The sequence below is a fragment of the Streptomyces sp. NK15101 genome (genome assembly GCF_020400725.1).
Lineage (GTDB): Bacteria > Actinomycetota > Actinomycetes > Streptomycetales > Streptomycetaceae > Streptomyces.
Window position 1 is genome coordinate 68,676 of record NZ_JAINVG010000026.1, and the last position, 22,644, is coordinate 91,319.

At 72.9% G+C, this 22,644-nt stretch carries 24 protein-coding genes, 1 tRNA gene and 1 pseudogene; 15 read left to right on the forward strand and 11 right to left on the reverse strand.

Annotation, left to right across the window (positions count from 1 at the left end; all coding sequences use genetic code 11):
• Positions 1-5 precede the first annotated feature (5 nt).
• Positions 6-305, forward strand: coding sequence for a YciI family protein (locus K7G60_RS16500; protein ID WP_225801663.1), 300 nt, complete (start codon positions 6-8; stop codon positions 303-305).
• On the opposite strand, the gene K7G60_RS16505 is transcribed toward K7G60_RS16500, so the two are convergent.
• On the reverse strand, positions 302-1,378 hold the full coding sequence (locus K7G60_RS16505; protein ID WP_225801689.1) for an oxidoreductase: 1,077 nt from the start codon (positions 1,376-1,378) through the stop codon (positions 302-304). The genes K7G60_RS16500 and K7G60_RS16505 overlap by 4 nt on opposite strands.
• Before the next feature lie 84 nt (positions 1,379-1,462).
• Here K7G60_RS16505 and K7G60_RS16510 point away from each other — a divergent pair, with 84 nt between their 5' ends.
• The 4 genes from K7G60_RS16510 (at position 1,463) to K7G60_RS16525 (ending at position 5,841) form a co-directional block, all read left to right on the forward strand.
• On the forward strand, positions 1,463-1,948 hold the full coding sequence (locus K7G60_RS16510; protein WP_225801664.1) for a (4Fe-4S)-binding protein: 486 nt from the start codon (positions 1,463-1,465) through the stop codon (positions 1,946-1,948).
• A 167-nt stretch (positions 1,949-2,115) separates the two neighbouring features.
• Entirely contained in the window at positions 2,116-2,532 is a 417-nt protein-coding gene (locus tag K7G60_RS16515) for an SsgA family sporulation/cell division regulator (RefSeq protein ID WP_225801665.1), read from the forward strand.
• A gap of 244 nt (positions 2,533-2,776) precedes the next feature.
• Entirely contained in the window at positions 2,777-4,450 is a 1,674-nt protein-coding gene (locus tag K7G60_RS16520; protein ID WP_225801666.1) for an ABC-F family ATP-binding cassette domain-containing protein, read from the forward strand.
• Positions 4,451-4,866: 416 nt separating this feature from the next.
• On the forward strand, positions 4,867-5,841 hold the full coding sequence (locus K7G60_RS16525) for an acyl-ACP desaturase (RefSeq protein WP_225801667.1): 975 nt from the start codon (positions 4,867-4,869) through the stop codon (positions 5,839-5,841).
• Between the two features lie 101 nt (positions 5,842-5,942).
• Here K7G60_RS16525 and K7G60_RS16530 read toward each other — a convergent pair whose 3' ends face one another.
• The gene (locus K7G60_RS16530) at positions 5,943-6,194 is read right to left on the reverse strand and encodes a WhiB family transcriptional regulator (RefSeq protein ID WP_225801668.1); all 252 of its coding nucleotides are present in this window, start codon (positions 6,192-6,194) and stop codon (positions 5,943-5,945) included.
• 214 nt (positions 6,195-6,408) lie between these two features.
• Here K7G60_RS16530 and K7G60_RS16535 point away from each other — a divergent pair, with 214 nt between their 5' ends.
• Positions 6,409-7,200, forward strand: coding sequence for an IclR family transcriptional regulator (locus K7G60_RS16535; protein WP_225801669.1), 792 nt, complete (start codon positions 6,409-6,411; stop codon positions 7,198-7,200).
• A gap of 55 nt (positions 7,201-7,255) precedes the next feature.
• On the forward strand, positions 7,256-7,927 hold the full coding sequence (locus K7G60_RS16540; protein ID WP_225801670.1) for a TetR/AcrR family transcriptional regulator: 672 nt from the start codon (positions 7,256-7,258) through the stop codon (positions 7,925-7,927).
• A gap of 125 nt (positions 7,928-8,052) precedes the next feature.
• Here the strand turns inward: K7G60_RS16540 and K7G60_RS16545 are convergent, their stop codons facing one another.
• Together K7G60_RS16545 and ligD are read right to left on the reverse strand one after the other, a co-directional pair.
• Complete coding sequence (locus K7G60_RS16545) at positions 8,053-8,955, reverse strand: alpha/beta fold hydrolase (RefSeq protein ID WP_225801671.1); 903 nt, start codon at positions 8,953-8,955, stop codon at positions 8,053-8,055.
• A 134-nt stretch (positions 8,956-9,089) separates the two neighbouring features.
• A complete protein-coding gene (gene ligD / locus K7G60_RS16550; protein ID WP_225801672.1) occupies positions 9,090-10,118 on the reverse strand; it encodes a non-homologous end-joining DNA ligase in 1,029 nt (342 codons plus the stop codon).
• A 52-nt stretch (positions 10,119-10,170) separates the two neighbouring features.
• On the opposite strand from ligD, the gene K7G60_RS16555 reads away from it, so the two are divergent.
• The 3 genes from K7G60_RS16555 to K7G60_RS16565 all read left to right on the forward strand — a co-directional run bounded on the left by K7G60_RS16555 (position 10,171) and on the right by K7G60_RS16565 (position 14,059).
• Complete coding sequence (locus K7G60_RS16555; RefSeq protein ID WP_225801673.1) at positions 10,171-11,229, forward strand: ATP-dependent DNA ligase; 1,059 nt, start codon at positions 10,171-10,173, stop codon at positions 11,227-11,229.
• A gap of 476 nt (positions 11,230-11,705) precedes the next feature.
• Positions 11,706-11,900 (forward strand): hypothetical protein, encoded by a 195-nt coding sequence (locus K7G60_RS16560; protein WP_221518607.1) that lies wholly within the window; start codon positions 11,706-11,708, stop codon positions 11,898-11,900.
• 65 nt (positions 11,901-11,965) lie between these two features.
• On the forward strand, positions 11,966-14,059 hold the full coding sequence (locus K7G60_RS16565) for an MDR family MFS transporter (RefSeq protein ID WP_225801674.1): 2,094 nt from the start codon (positions 11,966-11,968) through the stop codon (positions 14,057-14,059).
• A gap of 28 nt (positions 14,060-14,087) precedes the next feature.
• Here K7G60_RS16565 and K7G60_RS16570 read toward each other — a convergent pair whose 3' ends face one another.
• A complete protein-coding gene (locus K7G60_RS16570; RefSeq protein ID WP_225801675.1) occupies positions 14,088-14,531 on the reverse strand; it encodes a YchJ family protein in 444 nt (147 codons plus the stop codon).
• Positions 14,532-14,645: 114 nt separating this feature from the next.
• On the opposite strand from K7G60_RS16570, the gene K7G60_RS16575 reads away from it, so the two are divergent.
• Positions 14,646-15,989 carry a 6-phospho-beta-glucosidase gene (locus tag K7G60_RS16575; RefSeq protein ID WP_225801676.1) on the forward strand — a complete coding sequence of 448 codons (1,344 nt, stop codon included), beginning with the start codon at positions 14,646-14,648 and terminating at the stop codon, positions 15,987-15,989.
• A 73-nt stretch (positions 15,990-16,062) separates the two neighbouring features.
• Positions 16,063-17,952, forward strand: a complete 1,890-nt coding sequence (locus K7G60_RS16580) for a M64 family metallopeptidase (RefSeq protein ID WP_225801677.1) — start codon at positions 16,063-16,065, stop codon at positions 17,950-17,952.
• Between the two features lie 58 nt (positions 17,953-18,010).
• On the opposite strand, the gene K7G60_RS16585 is transcribed toward K7G60_RS16580, so the two are convergent.
• The 3 genes from K7G60_RS16585 to K7G60_RS16595 form a co-directional block, all read right to left on the reverse strand.
• Entirely contained in the window at positions 18,011-18,817 is an 807-nt protein-coding gene (locus K7G60_RS16585; protein ID WP_225801678.1) for an SAM-dependent methyltransferase, read from the reverse strand.
• A 73-nt stretch (positions 18,818-18,890) separates the two neighbouring features.
• A complete protein-coding gene (locus K7G60_RS16590) occupies positions 18,891-19,127 on the reverse strand; it encodes a DUF397 domain-containing protein (protein ID WP_015037566.1) in 237 nt (78 codons plus the stop codon).
• The gene (locus K7G60_RS16595; RefSeq protein ID WP_225801679.1) at positions 19,128-20,003 is read right to left on the reverse strand and encodes a helix-turn-helix transcriptional regulator; all 876 of its coding nucleotides are present in this window, start codon (positions 20,001-20,003) and stop codon (positions 19,128-19,130) included.
• Positions 20,004-20,274: 271 nt separating this feature from the next.
• Here K7G60_RS16595 and K7G60_RS16600 point away from each other — a divergent pair, with 271 nt between their 5' ends.
• The 3 genes from K7G60_RS16600 to K7G60_RS16610 all read left to right on the forward strand — a co-directional run bounded on the left by K7G60_RS16600 (position 20,275) and on the right by K7G60_RS16610 (position 22,000).
• The gene (locus K7G60_RS16600; protein WP_225801680.1) at positions 20,275-20,706 is read left to right on the forward strand and encodes an ATP-binding protein; all 432 of its coding nucleotides are present in this window, start codon (positions 20,275-20,277) and stop codon (positions 20,704-20,706) included.
• Positions 20,707-20,723: 17 nt separating this feature from the next.
• Positions 20,724-21,185, forward strand: coding sequence for a hypothetical protein (locus tag K7G60_RS16605; RefSeq protein WP_225801681.1), 462 nt, complete (start codon positions 20,724-20,726; stop codon positions 21,183-21,185).
• A 77-nt stretch (positions 21,186-21,262) separates the two neighbouring features.
• Positions 21,263-22,000 (forward strand): class I SAM-dependent methyltransferase, encoded by a 738-nt coding sequence (locus tag K7G60_RS16610; RefSeq protein ID WP_225801682.1) that lies wholly within the window; start codon positions 21,263-21,265, stop codon positions 21,998-22,000.
• Between the two features lie 8 nt (positions 22,001-22,008).
• Here the strand turns inward: K7G60_RS16610 and K7G60_RS16615 are convergent, their stop codons facing one another.
• The 3 genes and pseudogenes from K7G60_RS16615 to K7G60_RS16625 all read right to left on the reverse strand — a co-directional run.
• On the reverse strand, positions 22,009-22,158 hold the full coding sequence (locus K7G60_RS16615; RefSeq protein ID WP_225801683.1) for a hypothetical protein: 150 nt from the start codon (positions 22,156-22,158) through the stop codon (positions 22,009-22,011).
• Positions 22,159-22,255: 97 nt separating this feature from the next.
• Positions 22,256-22,343, reverse strand: a tRNA-Leu gene (locus K7G60_RS16620).
• 214 nt (positions 22,344-22,557) lie between these two features.
• Positions 22,558-22,644 (reverse strand): annotated as a pseudogene (locus tag K7G60_RS16625) (class F sortase); the annotation flags it as partial.

The window sequence follows — 22,644 nt, forward strand, 5'->3', positions numbered from 1 at the left end:
CGATCATGTTCATACTCGAATTGACCTACACCGCGCCCGTCGAGCGGGTGGACGCGCTGCTCGACGCGCACGTCGAGTGGCTCGACGCGCAGTACGCCGCCGGCGTGTTCCTGGCATCGGGGCGGAAGAACCCCCGGGACGGCGGGGTGATCCTGGCCGCCGGGGTCGACCGCGCGGAGATCGAGAGGATCGCGGCGGCCGACCCGTTCAGCGTCGAGGGCGTGTGCGTGTACCGGATCACGGAGTTCTACGCGACCAAGACGGTCGACGGGATCGCCGCGTACCGGGAGCAGCTGCCCTCCTAGGGCTTCGCGGCCAGGCGGGCGATGCGGCCCTTCTCTCCGGAGGCCCAGCAGGAGCCGTCCGGGGTGCAGTCGACCGTGTCGTACGAGCCGGTGTCGACCGTGCGCCAGGTGCGGCCCCCGTCGGTGGTGAGGTCGGTGCCGGTGGGGCCGACGGCGAGCGCGGCCGTCTTGCTGTGCGGGAGCCAGGCGACGCCGGAGCGGTAGGCGGGCGGCGGCGTGGCCGAGGGGCGCCAGGTGCGGCCCCCGTCGGTGCTGGCCGCGCCGGCCCGCGGCGACGGCTGGTCCTTGCGGTAGTCGCCGCCGACGGCGATGCCGTGCGCACGGTCGCGGAAGGCGAGCCCGAAGACGCCGCGGGCCGGGTCGCCGGCCGGGATCGGCGTGTCCGTGGCGGTCCAGGTCAGTCCCCGGTCGGCGGAGTGGAGCACGCGCGCGGTGGCGCCGCCGCCCGTCGCGAGCCACACGTCCCGGGGGCCGGCCGAGACGAGGCACTGGCCGCTCGCGGCGAAGCCCGCCTCGCCGGGGAGCGCGTCCGGCATCCCGGTGCTCGGCAGGACCTCCCAGGAGCGGCCGCCGTCCCGGGTGGAGAGGATGCGGTACTTCCCGTCGACCGGGTCGCTCATGGCGAGTCCGTGCCGGTGGTCGAAGAAGGTCATGCAGTCGTAGAAGGCCCGTGCGTCGGTGTTCCGGAAGGACTCGGTCCAGGTGGCGCCGCCGTCCTCGGTGCGCAGCACCCGGGAGGCCTCGCCCTCGCCGATGGCGAGGACGACGGCCCGGCGGGCGTCGAAGGCCTCGACGTCGCGGAACTCCAGGTCGCCCGCCCCGGGCGGCGACACGTTCCGCCAGCTCCGGCCGCCGTCGGTGGTGCGCAGCACCGTGCCCTTCGAGCCCGCGGCCCACGCGGTCCCGCGGTCGACCGGTGCGAGCCCCCGGAAGCGGGCGTCGGTGCCGGTCGGTGTCAGCTGCCAGCCGGCCGCTGCCGTGGGGGTCTCCCCGGCCCGCGCCGGGGCGGCCAGGGTCAGCGCGAGCGCCGCCCCGATCAGCCCCACCGACATCGTTCGTCTCGTCTTCCCCATGGACGTCATGGCGCCGGAAGCTAGTGCCCCGGGACGCTCCCCGTCCAGGGTGCGTCCGGGGCCGGGCGTTCCTAGGCTGGTCGCATGACCGACCGTGCGACGGCCGACCGGACGAGCGAGCGGGCCGGCGACGAGAAGCCGAGGCTCAAGGAGTACGAGGGCGAGGGCATCACCGTCACCTTCGAGCCGCGCCGCTGTCTGCACGCGGCCGAGTGCGTCCACGGCCTGCCGGAGGTCTTCGACCTCTCCCGGCGCCCGTGGGTGCTGCCCGACGCCGCCGTGCCCGCCCGGGTCGGGGAGGTCGTCCGGCGCTGTCCCTCCGGCGCGCTCCAGTACCACCACCACCTCGATGACGCCGTCGCCGAAGCCCCGGACTCCCCCACCACGGTCCGGCGCACGCCCGCCGGGCAGCTGGTGGTGCGGGGCGACCTCATCGTGACCGGCGCCCACGGCGACCGGCACGAGACGCGCGTGATGCTCTGCGGTTGCGGAGCCTCCGGCAACCAGCCGTACTGCGACCACTCGGGCCCCTGCGCCGAACCGGACGACGACGTCCCCGACGAGCGCTGACGACCGGCCCGTCCCCGCCTCCGTGCCGGACACCCGGGAAACCGGTGACGCAGCTCACGTGGGGACCGAGTGCACGTTCCGGCCGCGCCGCTCGTCTTGAGGGGTGTCAGGTGCCCTGGTGTCGGGGAGACGCACAGGACTCGAAGCCCGTGTGAGAGGAGCCGGTCTTGTCCGCCGTCATCGAGCAGGCCGTACAGGCCCGTCTGGTCGCATCCGCTCCCCGGATGGAGACCGTCCCCGCCACGCTGCGGTACGACCGGCAGGATCCGTACGCCGTGAGCATGGCCTTTCCGCCGCCGGCGACCCTGGAGGGCGTCGAGGTCTCCTGGGCCTTCGCGCGCGAGCTGCTCGTCCAGGGGGTCGAGCGCCCGGCCGGGGTCGGGGACGTGCGCCTGCGTCCGTACGGCTACGACCGCACGGTGGTCGAGTTCCACGCCCCGGAGGGGGTGGCCATGGTCCATGTGCGGACCTCCGAGCTGCGCCGCTTCCTGGAGCGCTCGCAGCACCTGGTGCCGGCGGGGCGCGAGCACCAGTACCTGGACTGGGACCAGGACCTCGCGGAGCTGCTCCGCGAGCACCCCTGAGAATCCACCGCGTAAATCGTTTGCGGGTCTCCCCGTCCGGGCCGTACGGTCCGTACCGACCTTGTCGTCGCCCGATCGGAGAAGGACGTTGCTCGTCTGAGGTTGCGAGACACCGAGCCGCGCGTGCCCCCTGTGCCGCGTGTGCCGTTCTCGACCTCGGCGTACGAGCCGTTCTCCACACTGCCCGCGCCCCGGTGTCTCTCGCGTTGCCCCATTTCCACGCTCGCGCGACCGGGAGGCCTCCATGGCGCATCACCCCACCTTCATCACCTGTTCCGCCCTCTCCTTCTCCTGGCCCGACGGCACCGAGGTCCTCGACGACTTCCGGCTCTCGATCGGTCCCGGCCGCACCGGCCTCGTCGGGCTCAACGGCTCCGGCAAGTCCACGCTCCTGAAGCTGATCGCGGGCGAACTGACGCCCGCGTCCGGCACCGTCCGGGTCACCGGTGAGCTGGGACACCTCCCGCAGAACCTGGTCCTGGACACCTCGCGGCGGGTGGACGAGATCCTCGGCGTCGCCGGCAAGCGGGCCGCCCTGCACGCCATCGAGGCGGGCGACGCCTCGGAGGAGCACTTCACCGCCCTCGGCGACGACTGGGACGTGGAGGAGCGGGCCCGGGCCGTCCTCGACCAGCTCGGACTCGACCACGTCGGCCTGGACCGGACCGTGGGCGAGATCTCGGGCGGCGAGTCCGTGCTGCTGCGCCTCGCCGCGCTGCTGCTCGCCCGGCCCGACGTGCTGCTGCTCGACGAGCCGACCAACAACCTGGACCTGCACGCCCGCGCCCGGCTGTACGAGGCGGTGGAGAAGTGGTCGGGGGTCCTGGTCGTGGTCAGCCACGACCGGGAACTCCTGGAGCGGGTCGACCAGATCGCCGATCTGCGCGACGGCGAGGTCGCCTGGTACGGCGGCAACTGGACCGCCTACGAGACGGCGCTCGCCGCCGAACAGGAGGCGGCGGAGCGGATGGTGCGGGTCGCCGAGGCCGACGTACAGCGTCAGAAGCGCGAACTCGCCGACACCCAGATGAAGTTGGCGCGCCGCAGGCGGTACGGACAGAAGAGCTTCGAGAACAGGGTCTCGTCCAAGATCGTCGCGAACGGGCAGAAGCGCGCCGCGCAGGTGACGGCCGGCAAGCAGCGCACGCTGCACGCGGAACGCCTCGGCGAGGCCAGGGAGCGGCTCGACGCGGCGGTGGAAGCGGTACGGGACGACGACGAGATCCGGGTCGAGCTGCCCCGCACCTCGGTACCTCCGGGCCGCGAGGTGCTGCACCTGCGGGACCTGGAGCTGCGCTACGGGGCCCGGGTGGACGGCGCGTTCGAGCTGCGCGGCCCGGAGCGGATCGCCCTGGTCGGCCGGAACGGCGCCGGGAAGACGACGCTGCTCCGGACGATCGCCGGGGAGCTGGAGCCGCTGGCGGGCGAGACGGACGCGCGGGTGCCGCTGCGCTTCCTGCCGCAGCGGCTCGACGTGCTCGACGACGGGCTGAGCGTGGTGGAGAACGTGGCGCGTTTCGCCCCCGCGGCGACGGCGAACGCGATCAGGGCGCGCCTCGCCCGGTTCCTGTTCCGCGGGGCGCGGGCGGACCGGCCCGTCGGCACCCTGTCGGGCGGGGAGCGGTTCCGGGCGACGCTCGCCGCGCTGCTCCTCGCGGAGCCGGCTCCGCAGCTGCTGATGCTGGACGAGCCGACGAACAACCTGGACATGGCGTCGGTGCGGAAGCTGACGGCGGCCCTGGAGGCCTACGAGGGGGCGCTGATCGTGGCGAGCCACGACGTGGCGTTCCTCGAGTCGCTGGGGATCACCCGCTGGCTGCTGCTCGACGGCGAGCTGCGGCCGACGACGGCGGAGGAGGTCAGGGGGACGGCCCCGAGCCCCCGCCGGAGCGACTCCCGGGGCCCTAGCGCGGAGTGAGCCCCGGACCGGGGGCGGGGTGACGCCCGGGACCGGGGGCCTCCGCACGGCGACGACCGCCGCGCCCCACGGCCATGTGCCGCGGGGCGCGGCGGTCGCGGCGCTCCTCGGGCGCGCGGGCGCGGAAGCGGAGGTCGGTGCGCGGGTGATCGTCCCGGCCGTGGAGAGCGGTCGGCCGGTCGGCTGCTCTGAGCCGCCGGACATCTGCGCTGTGTAGTCGGCCGATTGACTCCCGGCGACCGGTCCTGGCGTGACCTGCGTCTCCACGACCCCGTCGGAGCTGCACGCATAACGGAACGTAACCGGACATCGCCGGGACAGGCTTGGCCGACGACTTACGGAGGCTTAACCTACGGTCTCGTAACCTACGAATCCGTAGGTATGCCCGTATGCCCTCTCCGTCCCCAGGAGTTCCCTTGACGCTCACCTCTCACTCCCTCGGCAGCTCGACAGGGTGGACCGACGCACGGCTGCTCTACGCGCTCGAAGAGGTCGTGGAGAAGGAGCTCAACCGGCACCTGAAGGTCACCAAGGACTGGATGCCGCACGAGTACGTGCCGTGGTCGGACGGCCGCAACTTCCCCGGCTTCTTCGAGGACGGCGAGGCCTGGGAGCCGTCGCAGTCCAAGGTCACCGAGATCGGCAAGATCGCGCTCGTCGTCAACCTGCTCACCGAGGACAACCTCCCGAGCTACCACCACGAGATCGCCAGCCTCTTCGGCCGCGACGGCGCCTGGGGCACCTGGGTGCACCGCTGGACCGCCGAGGAGGGCCGGCACGGCATCGTGATGCGCGACTACCTGCTCGCCTCGCGCGCCGTCGACCCGGACAAGCTGGAGCAGTTCCGGATGGCGCACATGAGCGAGGGCTTCGAGTCCGACAACCGGCACTCGATGCTGCACTCCGTCGCGTACGTGGCCTTCCAGGAGCTCGCCACCCGCATCTCGCACCGCAACACCGGCCACCAGTCCGGCGACCCGGTCTGCGACCGGATGCTCGCCCGCATCGCCACCGACGAGAACCTGCACATGGTCTTCTACCGCAACCTGCTGGGCGCGGCCTTCGAGATCGCCCCCGACCTGACCATGCAGGCCGTGCGGGACGTCGTGGTCAACTTCCGGATGCCCGGACACGGCATGCCGGGCTTCGAGCGGGCGGCCGCGCAGATGGCGATCGGCGAGATCTACAACATGCGCATCCACCACGACGACGTCCTCCAGCCCGTCCTGCGCTTCCTCAAGGTCCTCCAGATCGAGGGCCTCGGCCCGGACGGCCTGCGCGCCCAGGAGGAGCTGGGGCTCTACATGAACGGCCTGGACAGCGAGGCGAGCAAGTTCGACGAGAAGCTCGCGGCCCGCAAGGCCCGGATGGCCGCGCGCGCGGCCGACTGAGCCGCCGTCCCCCGCGGGAGCCGCCGCCCCTCACAGGAGTCGCCCGCCGAGCCGCCGGGCTGCCCGAGCCGCCCCACCGGAACGGCCGGGGAGCCGGCGGCTCAGCGGCTCCGCCGCCTGAGCCGCCCGCGCTCCTTCTCGGAGAGTCCGCCCCACACCCCGAACCGCTCGTCGTGGGTCAGGGCGTACTCCAGGCACGCCAGGCGCCCCTCGCACGCCCCGCACAGCTGCTTCGCCTCGCGCGTCGACGAGCCGGGGGCCGGGAAGAAGAACTCCGGGCCGGCCTGGGCGCACAGGGCGTTCTCGCGCCAGGAGAGGTCGGGGGCGGTCAGCACGTCGGTATCCGTCTGCATGACCGACAGCTTGCCCAAGCGCCGTAAACACGCCATCAACGTTCGATCAATGGCGCATACCCGGCGCCCGGCACGGCCGTTCCGCCGTTCCCGACCGGGCTCCCACGATGCGGGATCTCTCGTGAACGGAGTGTTTCCAGCCTCCTCCGGAGCCCGGTTCGGCTCCCGTCATGTGGGAGCGTGGGAGCCCGATCACCCACGGGGAGCGAACCCTATGACGACCGAGGCCGGCATCGTCCGACCCCCGGCGGGCGCCCAGGCGGTCCGCCGCGCACTGGACGTGCTGCACTGCTTCCACGACAACGGGCCCGATCTGAGCGCCTCCGACCTCGCGCGCCGGCTCGGGCTCTCCACCTCGACGGCCCACCGGCTGGCCCGCACCCTGCTCGGCGCGGGCTTCCTGGAGCAGGACGCCCGGACCGCGCGCTACCGCCTCGGTCCGGCGATGACCGAGCTGGGCCGGCTCTCGTACCACCAGCGGGGGCTGCACCTGGCCGCGCCCGAGCTGTCCGATCTCGCCGAGCGGACGGGGGCGACGGCCGATCTGGCGCTGCGCAGCGGCCCGTACGCGGTGATCGTGGCGGGCGGTCCGGTGACCCCGAGGGCGGGGTTGCGCCGACCGCTGCACTCGACGGCGCTCGGGAAGGTGCTGCTCGCGTGGCCCCGGACGGGCGAGGGCGGCCCGCGCTCGGTGCCGCCGCACGCGTCCACGGAGCGGACCGTCGCCGAACCGCCCTCCCTGGCCGCCGAGTTGGTACGCGTACGGGAGGCGGGGTACGCCCTCGACGGCGGCGAGCCGGCCCACGGGGTGCGGACGGTGGCCGTGCCGGTCCTGGAGCGCGCGGGGCACGCCCGGTTCGCGCTCGCGGTGCGAGGGGCGCCCGAGCTGATCACCGACGCGCGGCTCGACTGGTACCTGGCGCAGGCGCGGGCCTGCGCGCGGGCCCTGGAGGTGCTGCTGCTCGCGCCGGCGGAGCGGCGGGAACCGGGAGGGCGGGCCGGGTAGCACCCGATGCCACGCGGAAATATCCGCACGGTCGTGCGTTCAGTACGATGGGGCCATGAGCGGCAGCACCGGAAGCGGCACCCGGACCAAGACGGACGGACGGGTCGAGCGGGGCAATCAGACGCGGCGCCTCGTCCTCGGCCGGACGATGGACATCGCCTCGGTCGAAGGGCTCGAAGGCCTGTCCCTGGGACGGATCGCGACCGAGCTGGAGCTGAGCAAGAGCGGTGTCTTCGCCCTCTTCGGCTCCAAGGAGGAGCTCCAGCTCGCCACCGTCAGGGCCGCCGTCGCCGTCTTCGCCGGCCGCGTCGTCGCTCCGCTGGAGGACCTGCCGCCCGGCGCGCGGCGGGTGCGCGAGCTGTGCCGGAACTGGCTCGCGTACTCCGCGGAGCGGGTGTTCGCGGGCGGCTGCTTCTTCTACGCGGTCTCGGCCGAGTTCGACGCCCGTACGGGCCCGGTCCACGACGCCGTCGCCGGGGCCCGCCGCGACTGGACCGCGTACGTGGAGGGGGCCCTGACGGAGGCGCGCGCCGTCGGGGAGTTCGTCGAGGACCTGGACGCGGAGCAGCTGGCCTTCGAGGTGATCGCCCTCATGGAGGCGGCCAACGCCCAGTCCGTGCTGTTCGGCGAGCCCGGCGCGTACGCCCTCGCCGAGCGGGGCGTCACGGCCCGCCTGCTCGCCTCGGCCACGGACAAGGGCCGGGCGGCGCTCGCCGACCCGGCCTGACCGGACGCCCCGAGGACCTCGCGCCGGACGCCCCGAGAACTCCGCGCCGGCACCCCGAAGACTCCGCGCCGGGGCGCCCCGAGGAGCCGCGCGGACGTCACGAAGGCCCCGACGGGCGCCCCCCCTCACGGCGCCGTCGCGCCGACACCCTGGCGCGCGCCGGCCGCCCGCTCCGTGACGGCGCCCGCCGTCGCGAAACCCACCGCCTCGGCCACCACGTCGGGGTCCATGAGGATGCGGCGGTGGCCGAGCCCCCGGGTGACGACGAGCCGGGCCCGCCCGCCGTGGGCCCGGGCGAGGAACCGCGCCTGGGCCAGGGGCACCATGTCGTCGCCCTCGTCGTGGAACAGCAGGACGGGCGCGCCGAGTTCGTCCGGCGCGTGGTCGGCGCCGAAGCGCTCCCAGACGCCGGGCTCGCCGGGGACGAGCCGCCGCTCGACGTGCGCGCGCAGGGCCCGCATCACCCGGTCGTCCAGGCCGAGTCCCGCCTGGAAGCCCTCCAGGACCATCTCGAAGGAGCCGACGCCGCCGAGCCCCACGAAGCGGGAGGTGCGGACGCCGTCGCGGAGGGCGAAGAGGGAGGCGAGGACGCCGAACGAATGGGCGACGACGGCCTCGAAGTCGCCGTGCCGGGCGTGCAACTCCCGGATGATCTCCCGGTATTCGACGATGTTGCTCGCCTTGCCGGAGGAGTCGCCGTGGCCGGGCGCGTCGAAGGCGACCGGGCTGTAGCCCCGCGCGAGGAGCTCCTCGGCGAAGGCACCGAGCCGCGAGGCGCGGGAGGACCAGCCGTGGACGAGCAGGACGGGCCGCCGGCCGTCACCCCAGGCGTACGTGACCACCTCCTTGCCGCGGACGCGGAGGCGGTCGGTGCGCGCGCCCGCGAAGAGCGCGGCCTCCCCCGGTCGGAGCCGGGCCCTGCCGAGCGGCCGGGTGAAGAGGTGGAAGGCCCAGCGGCCGGCCCGGCCCGGGGCGAGGCGCGCGGCGGCGTTCAGGGCGGTGCGGATGAGCGGGGCCATGGGGTACATGCCGGATCTCCTCGGTCGTCCTGGGCACGAAAAAATGCTAGCACGATCGTTCGTGTTGTTTCAGAGTGGACCATGAGGCCGGCGACGTCCCCCGGAAGCGTCCCGGCCCTCCGCCCCCCGCTCCCCCTCCGCCCCTACTCCCCCTCGGTCCCCTCCTTCGCCCGGCTCGGCTGCACCCGCTTCGGCTCGCCCGGCATCTTCGGGTACTCCGGCGGGTACGGCAGGTCGCCGAGACCGCGTTCCGCCTCGTCCCGCCGGGCCAGTTCGAGCAGCGACTCCAGACCGAACCGCTCGTCGTCCATGTCGGCGTGGACGTCGCCGACCTCCGCGTACCGGGCCGGCATCGTCCTGATGTCGAAGTCCTGCGGCACGACCTCGCCGATCTCCTCCCACCTCAGCGGCGCCGAGACGGGGGCGTTCGGCCGGGGGCGCACGGAGTAGGCGGAGGCCATCGTGCGGTCCCGGGCCATCTGGTTGTAGTCGACGAAGATCCGCTCGCCGCGCTCCTCCTTCCACCACCCGGTCGTGACCCGGTCCGGCATCCGCCGCTCCAGCTCCCGGCCGCAGGCGATCGCCGCCCGCCTGACCTGGGTGAACGTCCATCGGGGATGAATGGGCACGAAGACGTGGAGGCCCCGGCCGCCGGAGGTCTTCGGCCAGCCGCGCAGCCCGTGCTCGTCGAGGACCGCGCGCAGCTCGCGTGCGGCGCGGACGGCGTCGGCGTAGTCCGTGCCGGGCTGGGGGTCGAGGTCGATGCGGAGCTCGTCGGGACGGTCGGTGTCGTCCCGGCGCACCGGCCAGGGGTGGAAGGTGACGGTGCCGAGATTGGCCGCCCACAGCACGGCCGCCGGCCCGGTGGGGCACATCTCGTCGGCCGTCCGGCCGCTGGGGAAGGTGATGCGGGCCGTCGGGATCCAGTCCGGGAGGTGCTTCGGGGCGCGCTTCTGGAAGAAGGACTCGCCGGTCATCCCGTCGGGCCGGCGCTCCAGGGTGGTGGGGCGGTCCCGCAGGGCGCGGGTGATGCCGTCGCCCACGGCCAGGTAGTACCGGACCAGGTCCATCTTGGTGTAGCCGGGCTCCGGGAAGTACACCTTGTCGGGGCTGGAGATCCGCACGGTCCGGTCGCCCACTTCGAGTTCCACCGCCGCCGCCTTGCCTGCCATGCCGGTCAGCCTAGGGTTCGCCGACAAGTAGCGCATACCGGACAATCGGCCCATGGACCTCCCGGTGATGCCGCCCGTGAAACCGATGCTGGCCAAGCCCGCGAAGCGGATCCCACCCGGGATGCACTACGAGGCGAAGTGGGACGGCTTCCGCGCGATCGTGCACCGGGACGGGCCGGAGCTCGTCATCGGCAGCCGGACGGGCAAGCCGCTCACCCGCTACTTCCCCGAGCTGGTCGAGGCGCTGACGGCCCGGCTGCCGGAGCGCTGCGTCGTCGACGGGGAGATCGTCGTCGAGCACGACGGCCGCCTGGACTTCGACCGGCTCGCGGAGCGCATCCATCCGGCCGCCTCCCGGATCCGTCTGCTCGCCGAGACCACCCCGGCCCGGTTCATCGCCTTCGACCTGCTCGCCCTCGGGGACGACTCGCTGCTCGACACCCCGCTGAGCGAGCGCCGGGCGGCCCTGGAGCGGGTCCTCGCCGGGGTCGGCGCGCCCCTCCACCTGGCCCCGGCGACCCGGGACGCCGGGCTCGCGGCGCGCTGGTTCGATCAGTACGAGGGCGCCGGCCTCGACGGGGTGATCGCCAAGCCGCTCGACCTGGCGTACCAGCCGGACGCCCGCCTCATGTACAAGATCAAGCACGAGCGGACGGCCGACGTCGTCGTCGCCGGATACCGCTTCCACAAGGGCGGACCGGTCGTCGGCTCGCTACTGCTCGGCCTCTACGACGAGCGGGGCGCCCTCCAGCACGTCGGCGTGTGCGCGGCCTTCACCGCCGCCCGCCGCGCCGAGCTCGTCGAGGAGCTGGAGCCGCTCCGGATGGATCCCCCGGACGGGCACCCGTGGGCGGCGTGGACGGACGAGGCCGCGCACGAGAGCGCCCGGCTGCCGGGCGCCCCGAACCGCTGGTCGGGCAGGAAGGACCCGTCCTGGGTCGCGCTGCGGCCGGAGCGGGTCTGCGAGGTCGGCTACGACCACATGGAGGGGGACCGGTTCCGTCACACCGCCCAGTTCAAGCGGTGGCGCCCGGACCGGACGCCGGACTCCTGCGGCTACGCGCAACTGGGGGAACCCGTCTCGTACGACCTGGCGGAGATCTTCACGTAGATCACGTGGATCACATAGACCCCGTGGACCGCGGCCCGGAGACGGCGGACGGCGACCGCAAGCACGGAACGGACGCCGGCGGAAGCAGCCGGACCGGTACGTGAGATGCCACACATTCCACGGCCGGGCCGCCGGCCCCCGCCACCGTGATCAGGTCATGTGTTCGACGAACTCCCGCGCGATACGCAAGGACGGTGCGCAAAGCGGCGGCGGCCACCCGCCCCCGTACCTGCGGGAACGCGCCCGGCACCGGACCGCACCGCCGCGCGCGCCGCTCCTCCGGGGCCCGCGCCGCCCTCCGCCGGCGCACCCCGCCGTTGCCCGCTCGCGACACCGCCGTGCCGGAACCCGTACGGCCATCCGGTACGTATGGAGAGGAGACTCTTCCGTACCCTCCCCGGACCGACTAGGACTGACCCGTGATCACCTCGCCCTCGCGCCTCGTTCCCGTCCCGATCCCCGACAGCGTGGCCGCGATGATCGGCGCCTGCCTGCCGCTGCACGTCCTCCAGGCCGAGGTCGACGCGGACTGCGCGGCGCGCGAGGTGTACCGCTTCCGGGGACCGCTCTGCGCGGAGGACCGGGCGGACCGCGAGCACGCGCTCGCCGCCCTGGCGCGGGCCAACAAGATCCTCGCCAAGCACCACCCCCGACTGCCCGTCACCCCCTGATCCGCCCCCACCTGTCCGGCCGTCCCCCGCATGCGTGAGGGCGGCGGCGGTGTGACGCTGCGAGGGTGACCACGACCAGCGACGCAGCGCCCGCACCCACGGCCGCCACCGAGCCACCCGTGCTCGACAGCCGCCGCCGCAACATCGTCTTCGGCACGATCATGCTGGGCGTCCTCCTCGCCGCCCTCGACCAGACGATCGTCGGCACTGCCCTGCCCACGATCGTCTCGGACCTCGGCGGCGCCGCCCACATGTCCTGGGTGGTCACCTCGTACCTGCTGGCCGAGACGGTCGCCACCGTCCTCGTCGGCAAGTTCGGCGACCTCTTCGGCCGCAAGGTGATCTTCCAGATCTCCGCGGTCGTCTTCATCACCGGCTCGTTCCTCTGCGGACTCGCCACCAACATGACGCTGCTGATCGTCTGGCGCGGCCTCCAGGGCATCGGCGCCGGCGGTCTGATGGTCACCTCCATGGCGCTCATCGCCGATGTGATCCCCCTGCGCGACCGCGGCAAGTACCAGGGCGCGATCGGGGCCGTCTTCGGCGTCTCGACCGTCGTCGGCCCGCTCCTCGGCGGTCTGTTCACCGACCACCTCAGCTGGCGCTGGGCCTTCTACGTCAACGTCCCCATCGCGATCCTCGTCGTCATCGCCGCCGCCCGCTCGATCCCCTCGGTGCGCTCCGCGAGCCGGCCGGTCATCGACTACGCCGGCATCGCGTTCGTCGCCGTCGGCTCCAGCGCCCTGATCCTGGCGACCAGTTGGGGCGGCAACGAGTACGCCTGGGGCTCCGGCGTCATCATCGGACTCTTCGCGGGCGGTCTCGTCGCCCTGGGGCTCTTCTGCTGGATCGAGACCCGGGCGGTCCAGCCCATGCTGCCCATGCGGCTGTTCCGGAACCCGGTCTTCACCGTCTGCTCCGTGCTCAGCTTCGTCGTCGGCTTCGCCATGCTCGGCGCGATGACCTTCCTGCCGACCTATCTGCAGTACGTCGACGGGGAGTCGGCGACCATGTCCGGCATCCGCACCCTGCCCATGGTCGTCGGCCTGCTCATCGCCTCGATCTTCAGCGGCAACGTCGTCAGCAAGAGCGGCCGGTACCGGGTCTTCCCCATCGTCGGCTGTCTGGTGATGGGCATCGGCCTCTTCCTGCTCTCCCTCATGGGACCGGACACCGGCACCTGGCTGGAATCGCTGTACATGTTCGTCCTCGGCACCGGCATCGGCCTGTGCATGCAGGTCCTGACCATCGCCGTGCAGAACACCGTCGACTACTCCGACCTCGGCACCGCCACCTCCGGCGTCACCTTCTTCCGCACCCTCGGCAGCTCCTTCGGCACGGCCGTCTTCGGCACGATCTACGCCAACTCCCTCCGGCCCAACCTCACCAGCGGTGTCGTCGAGGCCGGCACCGTCGCCAGGAGCCTCGGCGTGGATCCGGCCGGGATCGCGCAGGCCGCGCAGAGCCCGGCCGGGCTGCACGCCCTCCCGGACCGGATCGCCGAGCCGATCGTCCGGGCCTACGCGGACACCCTGCAGACCGTCTTCCTCTGGACGGTGCCGGTCGCGGCCGTCGGCTTCGTCGTCGCCCTCTTCCTCAAGCAGGTAGAGCTGCGCGACTCGGCCCGCTCCGCCGCCCCCGACATGGGCGAGGGCTTCGGCTCCCCCACCATGTCCGGCGACTCGGAGAAGCTCCTCGAACTGGTCGTCGGCCGGATCCTGCGGCGCACCGACTACGAGACGGCCCGGCGGATCGTCGCCGCGTCCGACACCCGGCTCGACACGGCCGGGGCCTGGGCGGTGATGCAGGTCGAACTCTTCACGCGGACGGTCGGGCACGCGAGCCTCGGCCTGATCGCGGCCGGCCGGCGGGTGCCGCCCGAGGTGCTGCTGCCGGTCTTCGACCGGATGGTCGACGAGGGCTTCCTCACCCGCGACGGCAACCTGCTCTCCCACACGCAGGCGGGCAGGCGCGAGGCGGACGTCATCACCCGCGCCTGGGGCGAGTGGCTCTCCGACGCGGTCGCGCGGGAGCGCGGCCGGCCCAGCGGGCCCGAGCTGCGGGTGGCGACGGACGCCATCGCCAAGAAGATCGTGGCCGAGGACCTCGCGAGCGGGCTCCCGAGAGAACGGGTGCCGGCGGGCGCGGGCGCGCGCTGAGCCGGCCCGGTCGGGCAAGGGGCCCGGCTCAGTCCGGGAAGTCGCCGTCCACGTACACCCACGCGCCCTCGTGGCGGGCGAAACGGCTCCGCTCGTGGAGGGAACCGGCCTCGCTCCCGTGGACGTAGCGGGCCGTGAAGGTGACGGTGCCGCGCTGGTGGAAGGCGGTGCCCTCGGCGGTCTCCTCGATCTCCAGGCCGGTCCAGCGCATCCCCGGGTCGAAGTCGACCTCGCCCGGCCGTGTCTCCGGCGCCCAGGTGCGCAGCAGGTAGGCCTCGTCGCGGACGACGAAGGCGCTGTAGCGGGAGCGCATCAGGAGCTCGGCCGTGGGCGCCGTACCGCCGGCGCCCGAGTGGAACCGGCCGCAGCACGCGCCGTACGCGGCGTCGAGACCGCAGGGGCAGGGCGAGGTCGCGGTCACGGCGGGCGCGGCGGCCGGGGACGTGCGGGGGCGGGTCTTGCGTCGGGACATGGCGTCATTGTCCCCCACCCGGGTGGTCGCGGCGGCGCCCGGCATGTGGACGCCCCCGTGGACGGCGGCCCGGAATCCCACTGCTCAGAGGGCGCGTCCGAGTAGCGTACGAGCATGAAACTGACGATTCTCGGAGGCGGCGGATTCCGGGTGCCGCTGGTGTACGGCGCCCTCCTCGGCGACCACGCCGAGGGGCGGGTCACCCACGTCACCCTGTACGACCTCGACGAGGGGCGGCTCTCGGCCATCGCGCGGGTGCTCGCGGACCAGGCGGAGGGCGTGCCGGACGCGCCGGTGGTGACGGCGACGACGGATCTGGACGAGGCGCTGCGCGGGACGGACTTCGTGTTCTCGGCGATCCGGGTCGGCGGTCTGGAGGGGCGGGCGGCCGACGAGCGGATCGCGCTCGCCGAGGGCGTGCTCGGCCAGGAGACGGTGGGGGCGGGCGGCATCGCGTACGGCCTGCGGACCGTGCCCGTGGCGATCCGCATCGCCCGGAGGATCGCCGAACTCGCCCCCGACGCCTGGGTCATCAACTTCACCAATCCGGCCGGCCTGGTCACGGAGGCGATGGCCCGGGTGCTCGGCGACCGGGTCGTCGGCATCTGCGACTCCCCGGTCGGCCTCGGCCGCCGGGTCGCCCGCGTCCTGGGCGCGAACCCGGACGAGGCCTGGATCGACTACGTGGGCCTCAACCACCTGGGCTGGCTGCGGGGGCTGCGGGTCGGCGGCCGGGACGTGCTGCCGCGGCTGTTCGCCGACGAGGAGGCGCTCGGCTCCTTCGAGGAGGGCCGGCTCTTCGGCCCGGAGTGGCTGCGCTCGCTCGGCGCGATCCCCAACGAGTACCTGCACTACTACTACTTCAACCGGGAGGCGGTCCACGCCTACCGGACGGCCGAGCGGACGCGCGGAGCGTACCTGCGGGACCAACAGGGCCGCTTCTACGAGGAGATGGGCAAGCCCGACACCCCGGCCCTCGCCGCCTGGCGGCGTACGCTCGCCGACCGCGAGGCCACCTACATGGCCGCCAACCGGGAGGCCGCCGGGATCGGGGAGCGCGACGAGGAGGACCTGGAGTCGGGCGGCTACGAGAAGGTGGCGCTCGCGCTCATGGGGGCGATCGCCCGGGACGAGCGGACCACGCTGATCCTCAACGTCCGCAACGGCTCGACGCTCTCGGTACTCGACGCGGACGCGGTGATCGAGGTGCCGTGCTTCGTGGACGCGAACGGCGCCCACCCCGTCTCCGTGGCCCCGCTGCCGTACCACGCCGTCGGTCTGGTGACCGCCGTGAAGGCGGTGGAGCGCGAGGTCCTCGCGGCCGTGGAGAGCGGCTCGCGGGCGACGGCCGTCAAGGCCTTCGCGCTGCACCCCCTGGTGGACTCGGTGGCGGTGGCCCGCCGTCTCGTGGAGGGCTACACGGCGGAGCACCCGGGACTTGCCTGGCTGCGAAGCTGAGATGGCCGGGCGACGAACGGACGGCTGACGAACACCTTTACGGGCCGGGGGGCGCGGCCTAGGCTCGCGCCCCATGACCTCACTGCGCAAGGGAGTTCGACGTGCGGCGGGCCTCCTCGCCGCGGTCTGCCTGCTGGCCGCCGGCCTGGTGGGAACCACGCCGGCGGCCGCCGGAACGCCCACGCCGGGCGAAGGGCCGGCCGTCGTCCCCGTGCAGACCACCGGGCCCGCCGACCGGCGGTTCAACCTGGTGTTCATGGGCGACGGGTACACCGCGGCGGAGATGCCGGCGTTCCGCGCGGACCTGGAACGGCACCTCAACACCCTGTGGAGCATCGAGCCCTTCGCCTCGTACCGCTCGTACATCAACGTGTGGGCGGTGGAGGTCCCCTCGGCGGAGTCCGGCGTGGACTGCGACCCGGGCCTCGACGCCCCCGTCCGTGACACGGCGCTCGACATGGGCTTCTGGGGCGGCTGCGATCCGGACAGCGTGCAGCGGCTGCTCACCGTCGACAGCCGGAAGGCGGGCGCGCTCGCCGACCTCGTCCCCGGCACCGTCCGCGCCAACCGGCAGATCGTCGCCCTCGCCCACAGCGACACCTACGGCGGGGCGGGCGGGAGTTACGCCACGGCCTCCGGCGGCAACGCGCTCTCCTCGCTCATCACCCCGCACGAGATCGGGCATTCGCTCGGCGGCCTCCAGGACGAGTACGACTACTACGCTCGCGGGGTCCCGGGCGGGGCCTACGAGGGATCCGAACCGTCCTCCGCGCACCACACCCTCCTGACGGAGGAGCAGATGCGGGAGCAGCGGGCCAAGTGGTGGCGCTGGCTCGGCGAGGAGAGCGAGTCCGGCGGGGTCATCGGCCGCCACGAAGGCGGGATGTACAGCACGAAGGGCGTCTGGCGCCCGAGCCGGCACTCCCTCATGAAGACCCTCGGCTACGCCTTCGACCAGGTGGAGCGCGAGGTGATGGTCCGGGCGATCTCGGCGAAGGTGAACCTGATCCAGGACCACACCCCGGACACGGCGCCGATCGGGGCGGACCGCACGGTGTGGGTGGACACCCTGCACCCGGTGGGCGGCGCGCTCTCCGTGACCTGGAAGCTGGACGGGCGGACCCTCGACACCCGCGGCGCCCGCACCGTCGACCTACGGGAGCTGCGGGTCTCCCCCGGGACGCACACCCTGACGGCGACGGTCACCGACCCGACGCCCTTCGTCCGCGACCCGGCGGTCCGCGACTCGGCGGCGCTCACCCGGACGGTCGGCTGGACGGTGGACCCCTCGCTGACCACCGTGGGGGGTCCGGAGGATCCCGGCTTCACCGGGCACACCCCGACCGGGTCCCCCGTCGGCGCCCGGAGCGTGGTCCACGCGGACACCACCCACGCGGTGGACGGCACCCCCGCCGTGCGCTGGCGGCTGGACGGCCGGCCGGTCGCGGCGGACGGCCGCAACGACCGTGACCTGGACCTGCGTTCGCTGCGGATCGCGCCGGGAACCCACGTCCTCACGGCCCGGCTCGCGGGCACGGACGAGGAGTTGAGCTGGACGGTGGACGCCCGCCCGGCCACGGCCGCGTACGAACTGTCCGAGCCGCTGCGGACGGTGCGGCGTCCCGGGCGCCCCGTGGAGTACGTGTACGACGGCGCGTTCACGATGCGGCTGACCGCACGGGACGATCAGGAGGGCGCCGTGGTGAGCCAGTTCCGGGTCGACGGCGACGGCTGGTACACGTACTACGGCTGGCCGACGGACGCCGCCGCGCCCTTCCGCTTCTCGCCGGGCGGCACGGTGATCGACGACCTCGTGTACGGGAAGCTGGGCCGGAGCCGGGCGGTGCCGTGGGACGACGCGACCCCGGACTACGGCACGCACACCGTCGAGTACCGGACGATCGACGCGGCCGGCAACATCGGCCGGGCGCGGAGCTTCCTGGTGACGCTGGTGCAGCCGTAGCAGGACGGAAGGGGGCCCGCCGGCGATGCCGGCGGGCCCCCTTCGCGTACGGACCGGGTCAGGGCTTGCGGGCCACCGCGGCCCACCCCGGGATGGGCTCGTCGCCCTGGACCGGTACGGGCTCGCCCAGCTCCGGGTGCCACTCGGCGGTGAGCGAGACCCCGGGCTCGACGAACTCGAGGCCGTCGAAGAACGCGGCCAGCTCGTCGCGCGAGCGGGGCCGCAGGGTCAGCCCGCGCGCCTTGTACATGGCGGCCGCCTGCGCCGCGCCCTCGGGGTTGAAGTCCCCGGTGACGTGCGAGAGCACCAGGTAGCTGCCCGGCGCGAGCTTCTCGACGAGCTTGGAGACCAGTTCGTACGCACCGTCCTCGTCCCCCACGAAGTGCAGCAGGGCGAGCATCGACAGCGCGATGGGCTGGTCGAAATCAAGGACCTTTCCGGCCCTTTCGAGGATGATCTCGGGCTCGCGGGCGTCCGCCTGGATGTACTCGGTGGCCCCCTCCGGGGTCGAGCGCAGCAGGGCAGCCGCGTGCGCGAGCACGATCGGGTCGTTGTCGCAGTAGACGACGCGGGACTCCGGCGCGGCCTCCTGCGCGATCTGGTGCAGGTTGGGCTCGGTCGGGATGCCCGTGCCGACGTCCAGGTACTGGCGGACGCCGTGGGCGCTGAGCCAGCGGATGGCGCGGTGCATGAAGGCCCGGTTGACGCGGGCCATGTCCCGGCCCCGGGCGTCGACGGTGAGCAGCTGGCGTGCCATCGCCTCGTCGACCGGGTAGTTGTCCTTGCCGCCCAGGAACCAGTCGTACATGCGCGCCGGATGCGGCTTGCTGGTGTCGATCCGTACGGCTGCGGGATCCTGGGTCATCGGCTCTCCTGGTCGGGATGAACGGGTGGCGCTGCTACAAGAGTTACGCGATGGCGGGGCCGGGACGGAAGGTTCAGGTGAGCAGAAAGTCAGCCTGACCGGATTTGGCACCCTGGATGAAAGCGGCGATCTCCCCGTGGGTGTAGATGAGCGCTGGTCCTTCAGGGTCTGCGGACTGTCGCACGGCGACCCTGCCGTCGGCCAGTTTCATGGCCTCCACGCAGTTGCCCCCGTTCCCGCCGCTCCAGGGCTTGTGCCAACCCTCGGCACCGAGCTCCGCGGCGGGCATGCCGTTGTATATGCGATCCATTCACAGCTCCTTGCGGAGATTCCGGAGAATCTCCTTCGTGCGTTGTGCAGTCGCGGCCTGCGCCGCCATGCGGTCCATGACCTCCAGGTGGGATGCCACCTCGGGACGCGCGTCGAGATAGACCGCGCCGGTCAGGTACTCGCTGTAGACCATGTCCGGGAGTTCGGGCATGGCGAAGCGGAAGAGGACGAACGGTCCGTAGGTGCCGGGGTGGTGGCCGGACGCGAACTCCGCGATCTGCAGGGTGACGTTCGGCAGCTCGGACGCTTCGAGCAGCCGGTCGAGCTGGTCGCGCATCACTTCGGGCCCGCCACCGACCGGTCGGCGGAACACCGTCTCGTCCATGATCACCCAGAGCTTCGGAGCGTCGTCCCTGGTCAGCAGGGACTGGCGCTCCATCCGCAGGGCTACATGGCGCTCGGCGTCCTCGTCCTTGCCGGCATCGCTGCCGGCACCGACCGCCCCGCTGCGCAGAATGGCGCGGGCGTACTCCTCGGTCTGGAGCAGACCGGGGACGAACTGGGGTTCATAGGCCCGGATGAGACTGGCCGCCCCCTCCAGGCTGACGTACATGGAGAACCAGCCGGGCAGCACGTCGTGGAACCGCTGCCACCAGCCGGGGAGGTTGGCCTCCTCCGCGAGGGCGACGAAGCCCTCCGCCTCGGAGTCCGTGACCCCGTACTCCTTCAACAGGAGCTGCACGTACGGGATCTTCAGCGCGACCTCGGCGGTCTCCATCCGCCGGACGGTGGCCGGGGCCACCCGGAGGATCTTCGCGGCCTCTTCCCGCTTCATGCCGGCCCGCTCGCGCAGGTCCTGCAGACGCTTTCCGAGGACGACCTGTCCCACCGTCGGGGCGGACCGCGGCTCGCTCACTCTCAGACCTCCCCGACGCGCTGTTTCGACGAGTGTGCCACGAAGCCGGGCCAGAGAGAACACGGCACTCTGCAATTTTCAGAGTGCCACTTGCCAAGTGTCCGACTCAGGAGGACAGTGTTCCGGTGAACCAGTACACGCTGCCGCCGTGCGCCACCGCGTCACGGCGACAGCGCCGTACGGCAGTCCTGCCCACTGTTGTGAGGAACCGGTCGTGGCTTCTGGTAACGCGCAGCCCTCAGGTCTCATGAGCCCTCGAGCCCCTCGGGTCATGGCCCAGCGCCCGCAGCAGCACACCGACCCCGTCCGCCGCTTCGCCTTCGAGCTCCCCGCCCTCACCGGCTCCGTCGCCCGGGCCCGCCGGCTCGCGGAGGAGCGGCTCATCCTCTGGGGCTGCGACCCCGGGATACGCGACACGGTCGCCCTCGTCGTCTCCGAGCTCGTCACCAACGCCGTCGTGCACACCGCGAGCGACCGCGTCGTCTGCGAACTCCGCGAGGGCGAGGACACCCTGCGCATAGCCGTACGGGACGAGGGCGGCCCCGCCGGACCCCGGATACGCGACTGCGGTGAGGAGGAACGCGGCCGCGGACTCCTCATCGTCGACGCCCTCTGCACCGCCTGGGGCGCCGACCGCACCGGTCTCGGCACGGCACAGATCGTCTGGGCGGAACTCGCCCACGGCATGGGGGAACCGTGCTGAGGTCGATGGCGATCCGCATGCTCCCGCGATCCTTCAGGACCCCCGAAGCCGCCTCCGTGCCGGTCCCGCGCCGCTCACCCGAATCCGTGCTGGACCGCACCCGGGGCGCGCGCGAGCTCGGCGCCACCCGCCTCACCGTGCCCGTCGGACTCCACACCGGCCTCGGCTGCGACGCCGTCGGCGTCCCCGCCCGCTTCGGCTTCAAGATCCTCTCCCGGCTCCCCGCCAAGGGCTGCGTCTACGCCGACTCCGACTGGTGGTGGTGGCTGGTCCCCGCCGGCTCCGACCACGACCTCACCTGGCCGCTGCCCGCCTGCTACGCACCCGGCGCCGAGATCCCGGACCGCCGCCCGCGGCTCATCCACCACCCCGACGGCACCTCCCCCTACACCCCGCCGATCCCCCTCTACCTCCTCGTCTGCCAGCTGACGGGAACCGCCCCGGCCTGGCCGGCACCCCCGGTGGGCAGCACGCTCTGACCGGTGCGGCCCTCGCCGACGGCCCCCGGTGCGCACCGCTCCGGCCCGCACGGCCCGCGACCGCCTAGGCTCGGTGCATGTTCACCCCGCAGGGTCCCAGCCTCCGCGAGCTGACCGTCCAGGCCCTCTCCTCGGTCGAGCGCGGCTACGACCTGCTCGCGGACAAGTTCGACGCGACCCCCTTCCGCACCTCCGACCGTCTCCTCGACGCGGTCGCCGAGACCCTGGAAACCCTCGGCCCCTTCGACTCGGGCCTCGACGTCTGCTGCGGCACCGGCGCCGGCCTCGGCGTCCTCCGCTCGGTCTGCTCGGGCCGGATCACGGGCGTCGACCTCAGCACGGGCATGCTGGCCAGGGCCCGGGACGTCCACCCGGACGCCGACCTGGTCCGCGCCGACGCCCTGGCCCTCCCCTTCGCCCCGACCTTCGACCTGGCGGTCAGCTTCGGGGCCTTCGGCCACTTCCTCCCGGCCGAACAGCGCACCCTCTTCGCCCGGATCCACACGGTCCTGCGCCCGGGCGGCACCTTCGCCTTCCCCCTCCCCGCCCCGCCGCCGGTCGGATCCCGCCTCTACTGGGCCCTGTGGGGCTTCGACACGGCGATGCGCGTCAGGAACGCCCTCTGGCGACCGCCGTTCGTCATGTACTACCGCACCTTCCGCCTCGCCGACGTCCGCGCCCGCCTGGAGGAACCGGGCTTCGAGGTCGCCCTCGTCCCGATCGAGTCCCTGGGACGACGGCAGGACGGCAGCCCGCGGTGCAGGCTGGTGGTGGCGCGGAAGGCACAGGACGGCGGCGGGCGACCCGCGCGGTGAGGTGCGGCTCAGGCCTTCTTGACCACGCTGGACTTGAGCCGCATGGCGCCGAAGCCGTCGATCTCATGGCCGCACTCCGGACACACCACGAGGTCGTTCGTCTCGTAGGTGTACTCGCCGGCGCACCGGGGGCAGGGGGAATGTTCTCGTTCACCCACCCAGGACAGGCGGCGCCCACGCCCCTGACCTCGGGCGATGTCCCGTCGGTGAAAACGGGAAGTTCCGGTCGACATGAGATCGACCGGCACTTCCGCGTGGTGTCCGAGGGGGGACTTGAACCCCCACGCCCGATAAAGGGCACTAGCACCTCAAGCTAGCGCGTCTGCCATTCCGCCACCCGGACTGGGTGTGATTGTCGTTCCGGGGTTTCCCCCGCGACGACAGAGATAACTCTACCAGGGGTTCGAGGCGCCTTTCACCAGCGTTTCCCGTGGTCAACCGGTACCGGGGGAGAACCCGGCGCCCCCCGACGCCGGCTCCGTGGAGGCCACACTGACGACCACCAACCGGTCCAGGCCAATCCTTCGGCGGAAATTCGTCAGGTCGGCGGAGCGCGGTCAGCGGACCTCGACCAGGCGGGCCGAGACCACCACGTTGTCCTCGTAGCCGCTCTCCTCGGTGAAGGTGCCGCCGCAGGTGATCAC

Excerpts from the sequence above, each read along its gene's own strand:
- K7G60_RS16500 (WP_225801663.1), top strand. The coding sequence starts at position 6 with ATGTTCATACTCGAATTGACCTACACCGCGCCCGTCGAGCGGGTGGAC.
- K7G60_RS16505 (WP_225801689.1), bottom strand. The coding sequence starts at position 1,378 with ATGGGGAAGACGAGACGAACGATGTCGGTGGGGCTGATCGGGGCGGCG.
- K7G60_RS16510 (WP_225801664.1), top strand. The coding sequence starts at position 1,463 with ATGACCGACCGTGCGACGGCCGACCGGACGAGCGAGCGGGCCGGCGAC.
- K7G60_RS16520 (WP_225801666.1), top strand. The coding sequence starts at position 2,777 with ATGGCGCATCACCCCACCTTCATCACCTGTTCCGCCCTCTCCTTCTCC.
- K7G60_RS16530 (WP_225801668.1), bottom strand. The coding sequence starts at position 6,194 with ATGCAGACGGATACCGACGTGCTGACCGCCCCCGACCTCTCCTGGCGC.
- K7G60_RS16535 (WP_225801669.1), top strand. The coding sequence starts at position 6,409 with ATGACGACCGAGGCCGGCATCGTCCGACCCCCGGCGGGCGCCCAGGCG.
- K7G60_RS16540 (WP_225801670.1), top strand. The coding sequence starts at position 7,256 with ATGAGCGGCAGCACCGGAAGCGGCACCCGGACCAAGACGGACGGACGG.
- K7G60_RS16545 (WP_225801671.1), bottom strand. The coding sequence starts at position 8,955 with ATGTACCCCATGGCCCCGCTCATCCGCACCGCCCTGAACGCCGCCGCG.
- ligD (WP_225801672.1), bottom strand. The coding sequence starts at position 10,118 with ATGGCAGGCAAGGCGGCGGCGGTGGAACTCGAAGTGGGCGACCGGACC.
- K7G60_RS16555 (WP_225801673.1), top strand. The coding sequence starts at position 10,171 with ATGGACCTCCCGGTGATGCCGCCCGTGAAACCGATGCTGGCCAAGCCC.
- K7G60_RS16560 (WP_221518607.1), top strand. The coding sequence starts at position 11,706 with ATGATCGGCGCCTGCCTGCCGCTGCACGTCCTCCAGGCCGAGGTCGAC.
- K7G60_RS16570 (WP_225801675.1), bottom strand. The coding sequence starts at position 14,531 with ATGTCCCGACGCAAGACCCGCCCCCGCACGTCCCCGGCCGCCGCGCCC.
- K7G60_RS16575 (WP_225801676.1), top strand. The coding sequence starts at position 14,646 with ATGAAACTGACGATTCTCGGAGGCGGCGGATTCCGGGTGCCGCTGGTG.
- K7G60_RS16580 (WP_225801677.1), top strand. The coding sequence starts at position 16,063 with ATGACCTCACTGCGCAAGGGAGTTCGACGTGCGGCGGGCCTCCTCGCC.
- K7G60_RS16585 (WP_225801678.1), bottom strand. The coding sequence starts at position 18,817 with ATGACCCAGGATCCCGCAGCCGTACGGATCGACACCAGCAAGCCGCAT.
- K7G60_RS16590 (WP_015037566.1), bottom strand. The coding sequence starts at position 19,127 with ATGGATCGCATATACAACGGCATGCCCGCCGCGGAGCTCGGTGCCGAG.
- K7G60_RS16600 (WP_225801680.1), top strand. The coding sequence starts at position 20,275 with ATGGCCCAGCGCCCGCAGCAGCACACCGACCCCGTCCGCCGCTTCGCC.
- K7G60_RS16605 (WP_225801681.1), top strand. The coding sequence starts at position 20,724 with ATGCTCCCGCGATCCTTCAGGACCCCCGAAGCCGCCTCCGTGCCGGTC.
- K7G60_RS16610 (WP_225801682.1), top strand. The coding sequence starts at position 21,263 with ATGTTCACCCCGCAGGGTCCCAGCCTCCGCGAGCTGACCGTCCAGGCC.